At 55.2% G+C, this 16,473-nt stretch carries 12 protein-coding genes; 11 read left to right on the forward strand and 1 reads right to left on the reverse strand.

Annotated elements, in window-relative coordinates:
- Window positions 1-6: 6 nt before the first annotated feature.
- From D3P07_RS16825 to add, 7 genes are all read left to right on the forward strand, one after another.
- Window positions 7-1,803 carry a hypothetical protein gene (locus tag D3P07_RS16825; protein WP_119801410.1) on the forward strand — a complete coding sequence of 599 codons (1,797 nt, stop codon included), beginning with the start codon at window positions 7-9 and terminating at the stop codon, window positions 1,801-1,803.
- Window positions 1,804-1,847: 44 nt separating this feature from the next.
- Window positions 1,848-2,837 carry an AAA family ATPase gene (locus tag D3P07_RS16830; protein ID WP_119801411.1) on the forward strand — a complete coding sequence of 330 codons (990 nt, stop codon included), beginning with the start codon at window positions 1,848-1,850 and terminating at the stop codon, window positions 2,835-2,837.
- Window positions 2,834-3,877: a DUF58 domain-containing protein gene (locus D3P07_RS16835; protein WP_147384528.1), complete on the forward strand. Its 1,044-nt coding sequence runs from the start codon at window positions 2,834-2,836 to the stop codon at window positions 3,875-3,877. Before D3P07_RS16830 ends, D3P07_RS16835 begins: the two co-directional genes overlap by 4 nt.
- 152 nt (window positions 3,878-4,029) lie before the next feature.
- Window positions 4,030-6,009 carry a vWA domain-containing protein gene (locus tag D3P07_RS16840; protein ID WP_182914364.1) on the forward strand — a complete coding sequence of 660 codons (1,980 nt, stop codon included), beginning with the start codon at window positions 4,030-4,032 and terminating at the stop codon, window positions 6,007-6,009.
- Window positions 5,999-8,986, forward strand: coding sequence for a VWA domain-containing protein (locus D3P07_RS16845; protein ID WP_259391570.1), 2,988 nt, complete (start codon window positions 5,999-6,001; stop codon window positions 8,984-8,986). The genes D3P07_RS16840 and D3P07_RS16845 overlap by 11 nt, the downstream gene beginning before the upstream one ends.
- 84 nt (window positions 8,987-9,070) lie before the next feature.
- Window positions 9,071-9,382 (forward strand): rhodanese-like domain-containing protein, encoded by a 312-nt coding sequence (locus D3P07_RS16850; RefSeq protein ID WP_119801415.1) that lies wholly within the window; start codon window positions 9,071-9,073, stop codon window positions 9,380-9,382.
- Window positions 9,383-9,571: 189 nt separating this feature from the next.
- Window positions 9,572-10,594: an adenosine deaminase gene (add, locus tag D3P07_RS16855; RefSeq protein ID WP_119801416.1), complete on the forward strand. Its 1,023-nt coding sequence runs from the start codon at window positions 9,572-9,574 to the stop codon at window positions 10,592-10,594.
- Window positions 10,595-10,598: 4 nt separating this feature from the next.
- On the opposite strand, the gene D3P07_RS16860 is transcribed toward add, so the two are convergent.
- Window positions 10,599-12,239 carry a PucR family transcriptional regulator gene (locus tag D3P07_RS16860; RefSeq protein WP_119801417.1) on the reverse strand — a complete coding sequence of 547 codons (1,641 nt, stop codon included), beginning with the start codon at window positions 12,237-12,239 and terminating at the stop codon, window positions 10,599-10,601.
- Between the two features lie 249 nt (window positions 12,240-12,488).
- On the opposite strand from D3P07_RS16860, the gene D3P07_RS16865 reads away from it, so the two are divergent.
- The 4 genes from D3P07_RS16865 (at window position 12,489) to D3P07_RS16880 (ending at window position 16,402) form a co-directional block, all read left to right on the forward strand.
- Window positions 12,489-13,013 carry a hypothetical protein gene (locus tag D3P07_RS16865; protein WP_119801418.1) on the forward strand — a complete coding sequence of 175 codons (525 nt, stop codon included), beginning with the start codon at window positions 12,489-12,491 and terminating at the stop codon, window positions 13,011-13,013.
- Entirely contained in the window at window positions 12,985-13,506 is a 522-nt protein-coding gene (gene uraD, locus D3P07_RS16870) for a 2-oxo-4-hydroxy-4-carboxy-5-ureidoimidazoline decarboxylase (RefSeq protein ID WP_119801419.1), read from the forward strand. Before D3P07_RS16865 ends, uraD begins: the two co-directional genes overlap by 29 nt.
- 179 nt (window positions 13,507-13,685) lie before the next feature.
- Entirely contained in the window at window positions 13,686-14,588 is a 903-nt protein-coding gene (locus D3P07_RS16875; RefSeq protein WP_119801420.1) for an FAD binding domain-containing protein, read from the forward strand.
- 494 nt (window positions 14,589-15,082) lie between these two features.
- Window positions 15,083-16,402, forward strand: coding sequence for a deoxyguanosinetriphosphate triphosphohydrolase family protein (locus D3P07_RS16880; RefSeq protein WP_119801421.1), 1,320 nt, complete (start codon window positions 15,083-15,085; stop codon window positions 16,400-16,402).
- Window positions 16,403-16,473 lie beyond the last annotated feature (71 nt).

The following is a 16,473-nucleotide window of genomic DNA, read 5'->3' on the forward strand; positions in this document are numbered from 1 at the left end:
ATTCTCATGGATCGGCACTCATTATTCGAGCGGTTAAAGCCTGTTCGGCGCCGTATGACGCTGTTCAGGTTGTTGCGATTGGGATTGCTCGGCTTGTTTGCCGGGAGTATTGCGGGTGCGCTCGTGCTAAGCGCTGCAAGATTGTGGCCGCTGCTTTATGCATCTATACTATCCTCTACCTTCGTGCTCGTTGGTCTAATAGCAGGCATAGGGATTGGGATCTGGAGAAGAGCATCGGATAAGGAAGCTGCCAAAGAAATGGACAAATCCGTCACGGAGGATGCTATTGTAACAGCGCTCGACGGATTGGGCGCTTACAGGGAAGACAAGGATGAGCCTATTATTGTAACGCTCCAGCGTGAGGAAGCAACGCAGGCAGCCGCGCGATATGTCTCTGAGCTGAATAAACGATTGCCCTGGCCTTCATGGCGCTCTGTACGTCCCCTTCTGTACGGGCTCGCTGCGGTATGGGCGGTAATCGTCTTGCTGCTCCTTATTCCGAATCCGCTTTATGAGCTGGCAGAAGCTCAGGCTGAAGCTAGATCTTCTATTGCTGAGCTGGAACAGGAAGTGCAGGGGCTGGAAGAAGAACTGGAGAAGCTGGAGCTGCCGCAGGACGCTAAGAAAGAGCTCGTGAAGTCCTTAGATGAGCTTCGCAAGGAGCTGGCGTCCAGCGGTATGAAACCAGCAGAGGCGCTGGAAAAGCTTGCTGAAGCGATGAGGGAGCTGGAGCGGGCCGCCGATGCGGCCAAGGACGCTGTACAGAGACTGGATACTGCGGCAGAAGCCATGAGCGGAGAGCCGCAATTACGGCCGTTAGGCGCAGCGCTGCAGGATCGCGATTCTGCAGCGGTACAGCAAGCGGTTGAAGATATTCGCTCCAGCTTGAAGCGGCTTGCGCCCGCAGAGCGGGAGCGGCTGGCGGACGCATTGGAGAAGCTGGCAGCACAGCTGGATCAAGGACAGGGTGCCAATGCCAGTGAGCTGGCATCGGCGTTCGTAGAGGCGGCAAAGCAGGTTCGCGGCAATGGCGGCGAAGCGTCACCGGAGAGCGGTGATGCGCTCTCCGGCTTGATGGATGAGCTCGGCCGCGAGCTATCGCAAGGGGAGCTGGAGCAGTTGGCTCGTGCGATGTCCGGGCAGCTCGGCCGCAGCGGGGACGCGATTGCCGAAGGGATGCGGAGTCAAGGAGCCGGCAGTTCCATTCCCTCGTCTTGGGGAGGCGCTGTCTCAAGCGGAACCGGGACTGACGGCGCTGTCTCAAGCGGCAGCGGAACAACCGATGGCGGATTGAACAGCGGTCAAGGAAGCGGAAGCAGTCCGGGCAGCGGAAATGGTGCTGGCAACAGTGGCAGCCAGGAGAAAGGAAGCGCAACGGATACCGGCAGCGGAGCAGGGGCGGGAAGCGGAACAGGCTCCGGTGGCAGCCAAGGAACTGGAAGTGGTACGGGGTCCGGCAGCGGAACAGGAGCAGGAAGCGGTCAGGGTACAGGAAGCGGCGCAGGTTCCGGTAGCGGCCAAGGCAGCGGGGCTGGTTTGGGGGCAGGCAGCCGGACGCTGATTACAACACCCCGTGCCATGGCAGGCACAGGCGATGTCTACGAGGATGGCGGGCCGTCAACAGGCGGACGAATCGAGCAAGGCGGCCAGTCTCCGATGATCGACGGGCTGACCCGTCCTTACGACGAGGTGTACAATGAATATGCAGCGGAAGCCAAGCAGTCGCTGGGCAGATCCGCATTGCCGGCAAGCATGCAGGATAAAGTGAAGCAATATTTTGACGAGATCCAGCCCAATCGATAGCGGCAATCAACGGGAACGGATGATGGATAGAGGAGGGACTGCGTATGATTGAATCGAAAGAACAGCTTCAGGAGGCAGTAGCGAAGATTGCGGCGCTTAAGCGAGAAATAGCGAAGGTCATTGTCGGCCAGGAAACGGTCGTAGAGCAATTGCTATGGAGCTTGCTGGCAGGCGGGCACGCCTTGCTGGAAGGGATACCCGGACTGGGCAAGACGATGCTTGTGCGGACGGTAGCGGATTCGGTGGCGCTATCGTATTCCCGTATTCAATTCACGCCGGATCTGATGCCATCTGACATTACAGGGACGACTCTGATTGATTTCGGCGCGCACGGTGCGGCGTCTCAACGCTTCCAGCCGGGACCGATATTCGGCAATTTGGTGCTTGCCGATGAGATCAACCGGGCTACGCCCAAAACGCAAAGCGCTCTGCTGGAGGCGATGCAAGAAGGGACGGTTACCGCAGGCGGGACAAGCCATGAGCTGCCGAAGCCGTTTTTTGTACTGGCTACGCAAAATCCGATCGAGCAGGAGGGCACCTATCCGCTCCCTGAGGCTCAGCTTGACCGTTTCCTGCTCAAGATCGGTGTGAAATACCCGACAAGGGAGGAGCTGAAGCAGATCGTGCTGCGCACAACCGCCTTGGAATCGCCAAAGGCTCGTCCTGTAATGACGGGAGATGAATTAATCGGTCTTCAGCAGGCAGCCAAAGGACTGTTAGTCGCAGAGGATGTGCTGGATCTGGCGGTTCGAATGGTGATGATGACGCATTCGTCCGAGGACGACGCGCCAGATGAAGTGAGGCGTTATGCCAGGTTCGGGGCGGGACCGAGAGCGCTTCAGGCATTCATTTCAATCGGAAAGGTGCGCGCGTTATGCAGCGGCAGAATGCATGTATCCTGGCAGGATTTGCGCGCAGCGGCTCTCCCGGTGCTGCGGCATCGAATCGTGTTAACGTATGAAGCGCAGGCGCTTGGTGTTACAACGGATAGCCTGGCGGAATCGATCCTGCAGTCGATCGAGGCCAAGCGTTGAGCCGGGAGCAATCACCCGGCCTGATGTCGGATCCTGCTGGTGCGACAGGCACTATGAACGCTGAGGAGGCATTCAGGCTTTTATTTCCTGACCCCAGCTTACTGGCTGAAGTCGAGCGGCTGCGGCTTGCAGGCGGCAATCGGTTGAGAGGGACGATGGCCGGCAAGCGGCGATCGGCGATGCTGGGCGGCTCGCAAGAGTTCGCCGACTATCGTCCCTATGTGCCGGGCGACGATATCAGGCGGCTGGATTGGAATGTATATGGCCGTACAGGACGTGCCTTCATTCGCCAATATTGGGATGAACAGGAGCTGCATGCAGCCATGTACGTTGACATCACGCCTTCGATGGCGTTTTTGGGGGGAGCGGCTTGCTCGAAGCTGCAATATGCGTTGAGGCTGGCAGCGCTTGTATCCTATGCGGCATTGGCAGGCGAAGACAGAGTGGAGATTCGATTGTTTGATCAAGGAAGCGTGATGGACAGTCTGCCGTCCATGCATGGCAGAGCTTCCTTCATGAAGCTATACCGCTTTATGGCGGTTCCGTACAACGACAGCAGAGTTTCGGATGAGGGAGGTCGGAGAGCTATAAAGACGGGCATCTCTGCAACCCGAAACGAACGAACGCCGGCTTCGGACTTATCTGTACCTTTTCGGTTGCCGGGGGCGCTGCCCAGACGCCCTGGCGTCTCCTGGCTGTTCACGGACGCGATGTTCGAGAAAGGGATTGAGGAGACGTTATTGTTGCTTGCGGCTGCCGGTCAGCGGGTGGTAGTGGTTCAGCTTCTGTCGCCGGAGGAGCTTCGTCCGGCTTTGGTCGGCGAACTTAATCTGATCGATAGCGAGCTGGTTACGGGCAAGGAGGTAGCGGTGTCGGACAAGCTGCTAAAGCAGTACCGGGAAGAGGTCGCCAACTATCGGAATAAGCTGCACAATCTATGCTCCGAGCGCGGGGCGGATTACGCATTCGTAGATACGAGCGCTCCTGTACAGAATATCATTCGCGAGCTTGTCGAGATGCAGGGCGTTCTAAATCGATAGATATGGGACATGCTGTCTCCTCTTCTCAACGAGTCCTATTTGAATAGCTTAATGAATGGGCTGGCTGGTGAATTAGAGTCCCGCGAGCTATCGTCATCGCACGCAAATGGTTAGGGATGAGAGGCGAGAGAGCAATAGAAGGGGGGAGCGAAATGCAATTTCTGTCAGTTGCGTCGGCATGGTTCTTCGCGTCGCTGCTCGTTATTGCAGCCATGTATCTATTAAAAAAGACGTACCGGGATACCGAAGTGGCGAGCCACTTGTTATGGCGGCGCCTGCTGCAGGAGCAGGAAGCGAACCGTCCCTGGCAGCGGCTGCTCAGCCGTTGGCTCCTTCTTCTCCAATTGCTTGCGGCATCGCTTCTTGTACTGGCCTTGATGGAACCCTTTGTACTGAAGCCCTACAGCTCCGATGAATTAGCTGTGCTCGTCATGGATCGGTCGGTTAGCATGACGGCATTAAGCGAGGCTCTGCCTTCGGCCAATCAGAGAACAAAATTCGAGCTGGCTGTTGACGAGGCGAAGGAATGGATTGACCGGCAGCCCGGCAATAAGCCAATCAGTGTTGTTGCCGCCGGAGCTGTCCCGGTGGAGGTTATATCCGCGGAGATCAATCGTCAGAGCTTGCATCGCGCATTGGATGAATTGACGCCTTATTACGGACGAACGGACCATACGGCAGCCCTTTCGCTAGCCGACTCCTTGCATCATGGAAAGAACGGCGGCATGACGGTCGTTTTCACCGACGGCAAGTGGCGGGATGCGGAAGAAGCAAACGGCTTGCAGCTGTTTCACCCTCTTGAAATTGTGGCAGTCGGCTCGGATTCAGCCGATGAGAATGGCTCTATCCTGCACTTTGGCATCCGGCCCGATGCCGGGAAGGCGGGTTATCATCATGCCGCGGTAACTGTGCGCAATGAAGGAGATCGTGAGCGGGAATTCACAGTGGAGATCTATTCCGGTCATGAGGATCGATCACTGGAGCGCGCTGCGGTGCGCAAGGTCAGCATTGAACCGGGAGAATGGGGGAGCATCGAGCTATCTGGACTGGCTCCGGCAACGTACTACAAAGCTCAGCTGCTCCCAATGAACGATAGTATTCGGACAGACAATGTGGCTTACGGCTTTCCGATTGTGCAGCGAAGCAGCCAGGTACTGGTCGTCTCGACAGAAGGAAATCTGTTTCTGGAGAAAGCGCTGCTGCTTTCGGGCGTAATCCCTGTCAAAACGAGTCCAGAATCGGTCCCGCCGAGCGGCGAACAGTCGGAAGGAATAGATTGGATCGTGATCGACGGCGCATATGAGCAGCTGCGGAATGAAGTGTCTTGGTCGGCGCTGCTGGCTGGCAAACCGATATGGCTCATCGATCATCCGAAGGACAGCGGCGAGGGATCGGCTGTGCCGAACAGTACGATCGCAGATGCGCAGGAGCATCCGCTTACGTCTTACATCACGTTTGCAGATACGCATATTGGACGGTTGAACACACTGAATCAAGACGATGGCGACTGGGGGGAGGCTGTCCTTACGTATGGCGGTGTTCCGGCTATCCTTGCGGGACTTGTAGATGGCAAGCCGCGACTCAGGTATACGTTCAAGCTGCAAGATACGGATCTTCCGCTCCGTCCCGAATTTCCTGTTCTGGTCTTCCAATCCACGCAATGGATGAATGGCGGCTCGCAAGGCGAGCTTGGGACGGCAGCCGCTGGAGACAAGCTCGCTGCATCTCTGCATGCAGAGATCGATTATGCGGAATGGGAGACAGTGGAACGTTCGGGCGCAAGCACGGAACAGGAACAACGACAGTTGAAGGAACGGCTATCGCTTTCGGATACAGACGGAATGATCGACGCGCCGGACATACCGGGATTGTATCGGTTACTGGAGTGGGGGAAGGATGGCAAGCTGCTCGCCAGCCGATACTTGTCGGTTATGGCGCATCCGGAAGAACTTCAGGCAACGGCCAAACTTCGATTAACGGGCATATCGCAGGATAATGGGCCCGATAGCGATTCGGGGGCGGCTGATGATCCTGCCGCCGTTCCGGATTCACTGCTGACTTGGGCGGTCGTGTTCATTCTAATCGTACTATTGGCGGAATGGGAGGTGTATCGTCGTGGGCATGCAAGCTGAATTCCCATGGATGTATACCCTCTTGGCGCCTTGGCTGGCCTATATATTCTGGATGTACCGGCGTACGCCCCGCCTTGGGGGAGCGCGCAAGCATGCAGCCATTGCGGTACGTTCCTTCATCATTCTGCTGCTCATAGCGCTGCTAGCCGGGCTTCATCCCTATCGTTCCTTCGAACAGCGGAATGTCGTATTCGTAGCTGACCGTTCCGCCAGCATGAAGCACGATACGCTGATCGGATCCTGGATTGCGAAGGCTTGGAGCGGCAAGGAGGCTCGGGATACAGGCGCCATTATCTCGACTGGACTGCACGCCGTTACCGACCGCACACGTTCCTCAGAGCAGCTGCCGAGCCAGGGGGCATTTTCCTTTCGCACAGCGCTTAATGACCGGTATACCGATTTGTCGAGAGGTTTGCAGATGGGCGCGTCTTTACTTGGCAAGGAGGGCGGACGGATTATTCTTGTATCCGATGGCGAGCAGAATGCGGGGGATGTGCTCCGCCAATCCAGGTTGTTGAAAGAAGCAGGCATTCATGTGGATACCGTCTATATCGGCTCCGGACTTGAACGGGATGCGGCAATCGATGAGCTGATCATACCGCTCTCGATCAAGCAAGGCGAGACCTTCAGTCTGCAGATTGCCGTGCAAAGCACCTTCGAGGGGGAAGCGGAAATTCGGCTGTACGAGGACGATCAGGAGATGACTGTCTCTGCCATTCCATTGGAGCGGGGGGGAAATCGGTTTTCGATGCAAGGCGTCGCACTGAAGCCCGGCTTCCATCGGTATCGGGCAGAAGTTCACGTGTCCGGTGATGAGCAATCTGCTAATAATGCGGCATATGCATTCAGTCGCGTAAGCGGTCCTCCTGCCGTTCTGATTGTGGAAGGCCAACAAGGCGCATCGGGCAATATTGAAGAGGCGTTGGCCGCTTCGCTCATCGGCTATGAGACGATCAGCCCTGAACAATTGTCGCTGGAGCTGGCGCAATATGCCATGTATGACAGCATCATTCTTCATAACGTGCCAGCGACCCGCATTGCCGAGAAGCCGATGGAGTGGATTGGTCGCGCGGTCGGCGATTATGGTGTAGGGCTTATGATGCTGGGCGGGGAGGAGAGCTTCGGTCTTGGCGGTTATTTTCATACGCCGATCGAACGAGCGCTGCCCGTCTATATGGATTTGCAGGGCAGAAAGCAGATTCCTTCGCTTGGACTCGTGCTGGTCATCGATCGTTCCGGAAGTATGTCGGATGGCAAGCTGGAGCTTGCGAAGGAAGCGGCTATTCGGACGGTGGAGCTGCTGCGCGACGATGACAAGGTGGGAGTTATTGCCTTTGATTCGGCGCCAACATGGATTGTCGAGCCCGCCGCATTGACCAATCGGGATGAAGTGATTGCAAAAATTCAGGGCATACAAGCCGAAGGCGGCACGGAAATTTATTCGGCGCTAGCAGCTGGATATGACGGTCTGCTGAATACAGATGCGCAGCGCAAGCATATGATTCTGCTTACCGACGGCGAATCTGCCGGGAACGGTTCTTATGAATCGGTGACCAGCGGCATGAATGAACACGGGATGACCTTATCAACTGTCGCAATCGGCGACGGAGCAGACCAATCCCTCTTGGAGTGGCTGGCTGACAAAGGGAAAGGGCGCTATTACTTTACCAATGACCAGAGTACCCTTCCGGCTATCTTCAGCCGCGAGACCGTATTAATGTCGCGGACTTACATTGTGGAAGGCGAATTGATTCCTAGCATTGGTCAAGCAGGAGACTGGAGACGGTTATGGAATGACGGTGTGCCGCCGCTTCGCGCGTATATTGCGACGACGGCCAAGGACCTCGCGGAGGTAGCGCTGTGGTCGCATGAGGGCGATCCGATCTTGTCCCGTTGGACGTATGGCGCTGGGCGTACGGTAGCCTGGACGAGCGACATGACGGGCAAGTGGGCACCGGATTGGGTGACATGGAACGGATTGCCGCAGGTGCTCGCCGAGTGGGTAAAGTGGACGTTTCCTCAATTCGACAGCTCGCCATATCGTGCGAGAACGGAGGCGAGCGGCGGAGCCGCCAAGCTCATTGTGGAGTCGACGGGTGGCGTTGATGCCGTGCCGGAAGGCGGTCTTGCGGTCAGCCTGGAGGGAGAAAACGGCATTCAAGAAGTCAAGCGGCTCATGCCGGTCGCTCCCGGGCGATATGAGACATTGCTGCCACAGCTTGCTCCGGGCGCCTATTTGTCTTATGTCGGGAGCTATGGGAACGACGAAGAATCGTCAACTGTAACAAGCGGGATCACGACGGGATTCGTTGTGCCTTATGCGGCGGAATACCGGATCGGAGGTCACGTTGGAGAGGAGCTTCTGAAGAAAGTCGCCTCCCTCGCTGGCGGCCGGACGCTAAGCCTGGAGGATGCTTCAGAGAGCTACCGGTTCCAGCCGGCTTCGTATAAGCAGCCATATGACTGGTCGCGCGAGCTCCTTTTGCTGTTATTGCTCCTATGGCTGGCTGATATTGCGATCAGAAGGCTTTCCGTCCCTTGGGCACGGATCGGTAAGGCGCTGTACGCGCCGCTGCGCAACAATGCGCTCCCTGGCAACAACGCAGAAGCGGCAGACGTACCGCATCAGCCGATCAATCGATTGAAGCAACGGGCGAGCGAGCGCAGCCGTTTTTACGGCCTGGGGAATCAATTCGGATCTCTGCCAGATGAAGCTGAGGCGGCAGCAGCCTCTCGTGTTGAAGCGAGGCAGCAGCCGGCCGAGCGGGTTGGATCAGAACGTTTGCCGGAGAGCCGCAGCGAAAGGAATGGACCGCCACAGGCCGACAGTCGAGCGCCAAAAGAACGGGAAATAGCCAAAGTTCCGGCCAAGGCCGAGAAAATTGTAAGTGCGGAAAACATAGGCCATCAGGATCAAGCCGCATCCAATGCAACGATCAACAGGCTGCTTGCGGCCAAACATAAAAATAAGCGTTAGCCAATGGTTGTCATGGACAATCGTTCCTGTACACGATACAATGCTTTCGAATGGATGATTATATGGATGAAGGGTGATGAATAGATGTATCGCGAAATGACGACCTCGGAGCTGCAGGAGCAGCTGCAAGCTGGAGCAAAAGTAAATTTGATCGATGTGCGTGAGCCGGAAGAATGGGAGGAAGGCCATATCGCGGAAGCGAGGCTGATCCCGCTGTCCGAATTTCAAGCCCGCGCGCATGAAGTGCATGATGTGGAAGGCGAAGTCGTATTTATTTGCCGAAGCGGCGGCAGAAGCGGGCGCGTATGCGAGCATTTGAGCCTCCAAGGCTTTGATGTCGTGAACGTGGCGGGCGGAATGCTGGCATGGACCGGCGATGTCGTGACGGGCAAATAATACGTTTGTATGAACGGGAGCAGGCGAAATCGGCCTGGCTTCCGTTTTTGCGTTTATGAAAGGCGCCACATGCCCAAAATAAAAATGGTAATGGTGTTATGTTAATTTTATTTACATCCTCCTGGCTCGCGGTATATAGTATGTTTCAAACCTGTTCGAGCTTGGTCGAAGATGAAGGAGGTCTCTATTATGACAAATCGAATGCTTGCATTGCCCAAAGTAGATCTTCATCTGCATCTGGATGGAAGCGTGCTGCCGGCTACAATAATCGATCTTGCGCGCGAGGCTGGCGAGAGACTGCCTGCCGAGGAGCCGGGTCAACTGCTTCCGTATATGAGAGTAGAGGGCGAATGCAAAAGCCTGATAGAATATTTGAACAAATTCCGCTTCGTCGGACAATTTCTCCATACGCCATATTCGCTGGAACGTGCAGCCTACGAGGTGGTAGAGCAAGCTTCTGCGCAAAATTGCCTGTATATTGAAGTTCGTTTTGCGCCTCAGCTGCATCGGAAACTTGGACTGACGGTAGAAGATGCAATTCATTATGTGGTGCGGGGACTTCAGCAAGGCGAACGGGACTTCGGTGTGATGGCGCGCTGTATTGCGATCTGTCTAAGAGGGCATTCGGAAGAGTTCAATCGCGAGGTTATCCGTGCAGCTTCGTTGTATCTGGGAAAAGGCGTTGTAGCGGTGGATCTGGCGGGAGCGGAAGCGGCATTTCCCGCCGAGCTTTACCGGGATATCTTTGCGATGGCCCGTGAGCGCGGTCTTCCGATTACGATCCATGCGGGCGAAGCGGCGGGAGCTGCAAGTGTTCGCACGGCTGTAGAGCTGCTTGGCGCTAACCGGGTCGGCCATGGCGTTCGAATGCGAGAGGATTCCGCTGTCGTGGAGCTGATCCGGCGGGGACGAATTCCGCTGGAGCTGTGCCCGATTAGCAACCTGCAAACCAAAGCGGTCGATTGTTTGTCCAGTTACCCTATCCGGGATTACTTTGACAAGGGCATCCTCGTTACCGTCAATACCGACAACTTAACGGTATCCGATACGACAATTACGAAAGAATATGAGCTGCTTCATGCCAAGCTGGGCTTCTCTGAAGAGGAAGTTGGCCGCATCGCAATGTACGGAGCAGAGGCTGCTTTCGTGAAGGGAGCGGAGAAAAAAGAGCTTCTTGCGCGATTCGGGCAGCAGCTCGCTCTATGGCAGTAGGGGGCTATATGACCAAATCATCTTTAATGATGAGTGCAATGCGAATGCGCAGGCTGTCCGCTGGATTCCGGACCTGCAGGCCGGTTTGCTGCTCAATCCGGTTCAAGCGGTACAGCACCGTGTTGCGGTGAATATATAGCTCTTTAGCCGTCTCGCCGATGTGGCACTGATTATCATAATATACGCGAAGCGTCTTCCGCCATTCGCGCTGCTCGCTCTCATCGATGCTGCTCCACGTCTCGAATGTTTCCTGCAAAAACTCCTGCAAATCATCCCTCGGAATAAGTTTCAGCAGGTCGGTAAATGCCTTCGTATGATAATAATGGACAAAACGTTGTTTATTATGCACTCTGCCCAGTCGATAGGCGTCCAGCGATTGCTTATAGGCGGTCGGGATGTCGGCAAGCTTGTTAATCGGGGCGCTTATGCCGTAGGACAAGCTCATATCCTCCTGGCCGGACAACCGTTCGGAAATTCCCATTAACTGATGTGATAATCTCAGCTTCCCCTCAGCCGAAGAGCCTAGCAGTTCCTTCGCTGACAGCAGGGCAATACACTTGTCCTTCAATGTGAACAAAACATAAGGGATGCCCAGCTTTCCGAATTCCTTCGTAAGCGAGTGATAGAGCTGATCATTTTCTCTTGCTCTGCGTTCGGCCTCTCCATGATCTTGACCCGCGCTTGTCCCCTCATCGCCATCCCTGCCGCATAGAACACATAACATCGATTCGGCCGGGAAGAGGCCGTATTGCTTGCCCCGGTGAATAATTTCCTGCTCTGATGCCATCTCTCCCTGTACAAGCTCTGTAAAAAACTCAATCTTGAACCGTCGGGCTCTGTCCTTGACTGCCTGCGCTTTCAACAGCTCAAAGGCGAGCACATTAGCGGCTTGCTCCAGCGCCAAAGCATGCAGCTTTCGTATGTCCCCCTCATTGGAAAACGCAATGATATAACCGGGACGCTGCGGAGCAGGTATGGGCTGAAGAATGACGTAACATGCGCCGTCAGATGGCAGCGCGTGAATGATCGGATAGACACCCGGCGAGAGCTGTTGTTTTGCCGCCTGCGATATCCATTTGTTCAGAAGATGAATATTCGGTTTGACGGTGGAGGACAGACTTATCAGCTCGAGCTTGGACCCGAGGATCACTACGGGGCTGGAGATCAATTGCGCCAGTTTGTCGACGATCTCCGTAAGGCCTTCTCCATTCAGGATAAGGTTGAAGAACGTATGGTGCGTATCAAGCGCATAGCTGAGCTCTGCTGTTTTGTTCTGGAGAATGCTGCTTAATGCTCCGTTGAGCACTTCTCCAAGTGAATTATTGAACGGTAGCTCAAGCAATGGAAATTGGAGGTGGCTGGCTTTCTCGATAACAGAAGGCGGGATTTCTTCAAGAAACCGCATCGTCTTGATGGCGAGTCCCGCGCATCCGGCATGGGCCATGTTAGAGACTAGCGTATCCAGCGTTTCGGGATGGTTCTTTATCGCGTAATCGGTTGTCAGCAACAATTCGTTAGGCTTCAGGATGTTATTCGGCGATTCCATCATATGAACCGAGCTTACGCTTCGGTTCAGTCCATCGGCGCCTGCGACCAGCCGAGCGTTTTGCAGTACCGGAATTTGGATGAGATCCTTGAGAAGCATGAAGTATCACCCTCGATATGTTAGTTTATATAACATAATATACTGGATTTCTGTAGGGAAGGGAATCTTTTTTTTCACTTTCTTAGTCATTCTGCACGAGTGACTTCCGTTTATTTATAGGAATTGAACAATGACAAACCCGTTTATGCGTCATATGATAGTTTCAAGCTCAAAATATGTTATATTAACTAACACAAAATAGATATGGTGTCAGAAGGTGAACGATGGATCATGCGAGGGGGAGAGAACGTGGATAGCGCCAAACGAAGCTCTGTATTATTCCCAGGTAGCCAATCTAGCATAGGGCCGGCTGTACACCTGTGGATGGACGATCGCAGGCGAAACGCGCTGCTGGCGGAGGAGAGGCTTCATGCAGAAGCGCTGGACCAAGGCATGCAAGCAATGGGGCTGTTGCCGGCTGCGGATGCAGGGAGCCGGCTGCCATATGCAGTTTGCGCAGCGGTCCCGAAAGGAGTGGACGGCACAATGGTTGCACTCAGGCTGCGGGAGTCTTATGGATTAAGGGTCGAGCTGGTAGCCCAAGCTGCCGATCAAGCGTACTGGTCAGTAGCAGCAATAGGCGAGCAAGCGGACAGATGCCGTGTACTGGAATTGCTTGCTGCACTGGAGTCAGAGCTGCTGAAGGCGGGCTGTCGTTTGACGCGCGGGAGAGCAGTACAGGCGGCAACCGAACGATATGGAAGAGAGCCGAGACGGCACATGATGAATATAGGGGGAATGAGGAATGGAGCAACGACGCGTGGATTGGAATAACGACGGCGATCATGCCGCATTTGTAGAGCGATATGGTCATTTATTCGAGAGCTCGCCGTGGGTAGCGGAGAAGGCATGGCATAACCGGCCTTTCCGGTCGCGGCAAGAGCTGCTTTCGTCGATGTCGGAGATCGTAATGGGGGCGGATAGCCGATTGCAGCTTGAGTTGCTACGGGCGCATCCCGAGCTCGGCGCCAAGCTGCGAATGACAGCAGCTTCTACAGAAGAACAACGGCGTACAGGCGTCGCTGCCGACCGTTTGGAGCGCGACGAAGCGTATATTTTCCAGCGCATGAATGCCGCTTATCGAGAGAAATTCGGTTTTCCGTTTATTATGGCCGTCAAAGGGCTGACAGCGGATATGACCGCCGATTCCATGCAGAGGCGGATGATGAATACCGCAGAACAAGAGAGAAGACATGCGCTAATGGAAGTGTGCAAAATTGCGGAATTCCGTCTTGCGCATGTGGAGGAGGATCTCGCCATTGGTTAGAGACGAGGAGTGCGGATGGACGGCAGCAAATGCTGCCTTATGTCTTGACCAACCTGGTATTGATCGGCGTCGGCTTGCGCAAGCGTACTAAACCTTCTTCAGAGGCGAAGGCGCTGGGCGTGTCTTATGTGAGTAAGCACCGCTTTTAGACCAATAACCGCAGGGGAGAGGGATACGTGATGGCGATGGAAATGGCGGATTATAATCATGCCGGGTTTTTGAGTGTATGGCAGCCTGCCAGTGTCGAAGAAGCTTGGCGTCTGAAGCGGAAATTCGGAAAGATGTCCAGTTACACAGCCGGGAGTACGCTGCTTCGTACGCAGTGGCAGAACGGTGTGAGACCGGAGCCGAAGCATCTGATCAGTCTGGCGGGCATCCCGGAGTTACATGGCATTCGCTTGTCGGAGGGGGCTGTCAGCGTTGGTGCGGGCGCAGCGCTGAACGAATGCCGTCAGCATCCGCTGCTGAAGAACCGTGGCGGGCTGCTTGTCACCGCGATCGGTCAGATTGCTGCGCCAGCTGTCCGCAACCTCGCTACAATCGGCGGGAATGTATCCAGCCTGATGGGCGATGCGGTGCCAGCTCTGATGGCCTTAGATTCTCAGTTGGTTATTTTTCGCGGCAGGGGTTGGAGTCGTTGTCCGATTCTGGACTGGTTACAAGGAAAGGGAGGCGTACGTGAACCGGACGATTTGCTCGTTAGAGTGGTGATTCCGATCGTACGTGATACAGACCGCGCGGAGGAAGAATTGTTCGCGTTTTACGAGAAGGCAGGCAGAAGGGAATCGTTCACGCCGTCGCTTGTGACGGTCGCAGCCCAAGGCGAAAATGCCGAGGACGGGGAGCTTAAGGAGTTGCGGCCGTCAACGGAAGACGGATCGGCTCTGCCGGATCGGCTGACGGAAGCGGAGCGGACGATGAACGGATCGAGACTCAGCGACAATATGCTTGGGTTGATTCATGAAGCGATTAAAGGACAATACAAAGCGGCGGAGGATCTGTTCGCGGGATCGGATTACCGGAAGGAAGCGACGGCAAACCTGATCTCTGCGCAGCTATGGAAGATGATGAAGCTGAAATAAACGATTAATGGAGAGGGTCGGGGCAATGACTCCCTCATGAATCGCTATACACCGGAGACACAGGCATGGCGATTCCGACGAAAGCTCGGGCGGCCGCTTATGCATGCCGGAGATTTATGGTATGATATGGGTATGCGTCGGCATTTCCGGTTGTACCGAACCCGAGGGGCGAGGCGTTGGCGTTACGCTTATTATACCTGTCAAATCTTTATCCTGTAAGCGAATCGCTCACGAAGAGCATAGCAGACATTAAGCGTCTCTCCCATCTCCCATGCTTATGCACTCGAAGAACGAGCAGTGCAGCTTCGCATATCGCAGAATGCTGCTGGAGACTGGTAACATAGCGTCATCATGTATAGCCAAAGCGTCGCGTGGTCGGAAGTGTATTCCGGGACGCGCCGCTTTCTTTTCAAATGCGGGAGACTTGGCCTCTTGGAGTCCAACACAGTTTCGCCACATTCGCACACAAATCGACTTCAGGACAGGTGATCGCAATGAATATACGCAAAATCAGATTCCACGAGCCAGACCATACGCCATCGAGCGAGGATCGGGATGAATACGAAAAGGATTACGCGCGGCTTATCCAATCGCCGGCTTTCCGGCGGCTGCAGGGCAAGTCGCAGGTATTCGGCGCGGGCTCCGGAGACTATTACCGGACGAGACTGACCCATTCTCTTGAAGTGTCCCAGATAGCGCGGGAGGTAGCCCGCAGGCTGGGCAAGACCTATCCGTTCCTCGCTGCTAATGAGCATCCTGGATTGAAGCTCGTCCCGGAGGTTGTGGAATGCGCGTCACTTGCACATGATCTGGGGCATCCGCCATTCGGACATAAGGGTGAGGAAGTGCTGGATCGTATTTTGAGAGATCGGTACGGTGTACCCTATGAAGGAAATGCGCAGAACTTCCGTATTCTCATGTTTCTGGAGAAGCGTGCCGGCAGCGACCGCGGATTGGACTTGACGGCGGCCGTCTTGCTGGCGATCAATAAATATCCGTATTGCATTAATGAGCCCGGCCGGATGAAAGGCGTTTATCCGATGGAATGGCAGGGCATTGAATACTTGCGGAATCTGTGGGGTATGCCGGCCGGATGCAGCACGCTTGAAGCACAGCTTATGGATTTGTGCGACGACATCGCGTATTCTACACATGATATCGAAGACGGTATTCGAGCCGGCAAGATTGTCTTGACGGAGGATTTTATCGAGGATGACCATTTGGTAGAAGGCGTGGTGCGTGAAATCCTGGATGACCCTGCCAGCATAGCGGCAGTGCAGTGGGAGAGCACCAATCTGAAAGCGATGGTGCGGCGGGTGCTGGAGAGCTATTATCTCGAGTGGAAATCAATCTTCGTCCAGTACGGCCGCGAAACCTCCCGTACACGGCGGGAGATGAAGGCCAGATGGGTCAGCAAGTTCGCTAGCGGTGTCGGCATTATCGACGATCCGAAGACAGGCTGGAAGCGCGTAACGTTCGTGAAGGAAGGCGCTGAGGATCTGGAGCTGCTGCGCACGATGGAAATTTTGAAGAAGCTTGCGTGGGTAACGCTGATCAAGGATTTCCGGGTGCAGCGCCTGCAGAAGCGCAGCGAAAATATGCTGATTCGGCTATGGGACGCTCTGGAGCAATATGATACGGGCAGATTGCTTCTGCCGCCGGACTGGGTGGAAAGCTATGACCGCCAGCAGGAGGAATGGCCCTGGGAGCGGGTTGTCGCCGACTATATTGCCGGCATGACGGACGCGTACGCCGAGAAAGTATATACGGAGCTGTTCGCAAGCCGCTCCGGTTCGATCTACGAACGGGATTAAGATGCGGCAGCTATAGATTCCAATCATGCAATTCGTCTTGCGCTCATATAGTGTAAGGCGGCGGTACAGGC

This window comes from Paenibacillus sp. 1011MAR3C5 (assembly GCF_003591485.1).
GTDB lineage: Bacteria > Bacillota > Bacilli > Paenibacillales > Paenibacillaceae > Pristimantibacillus.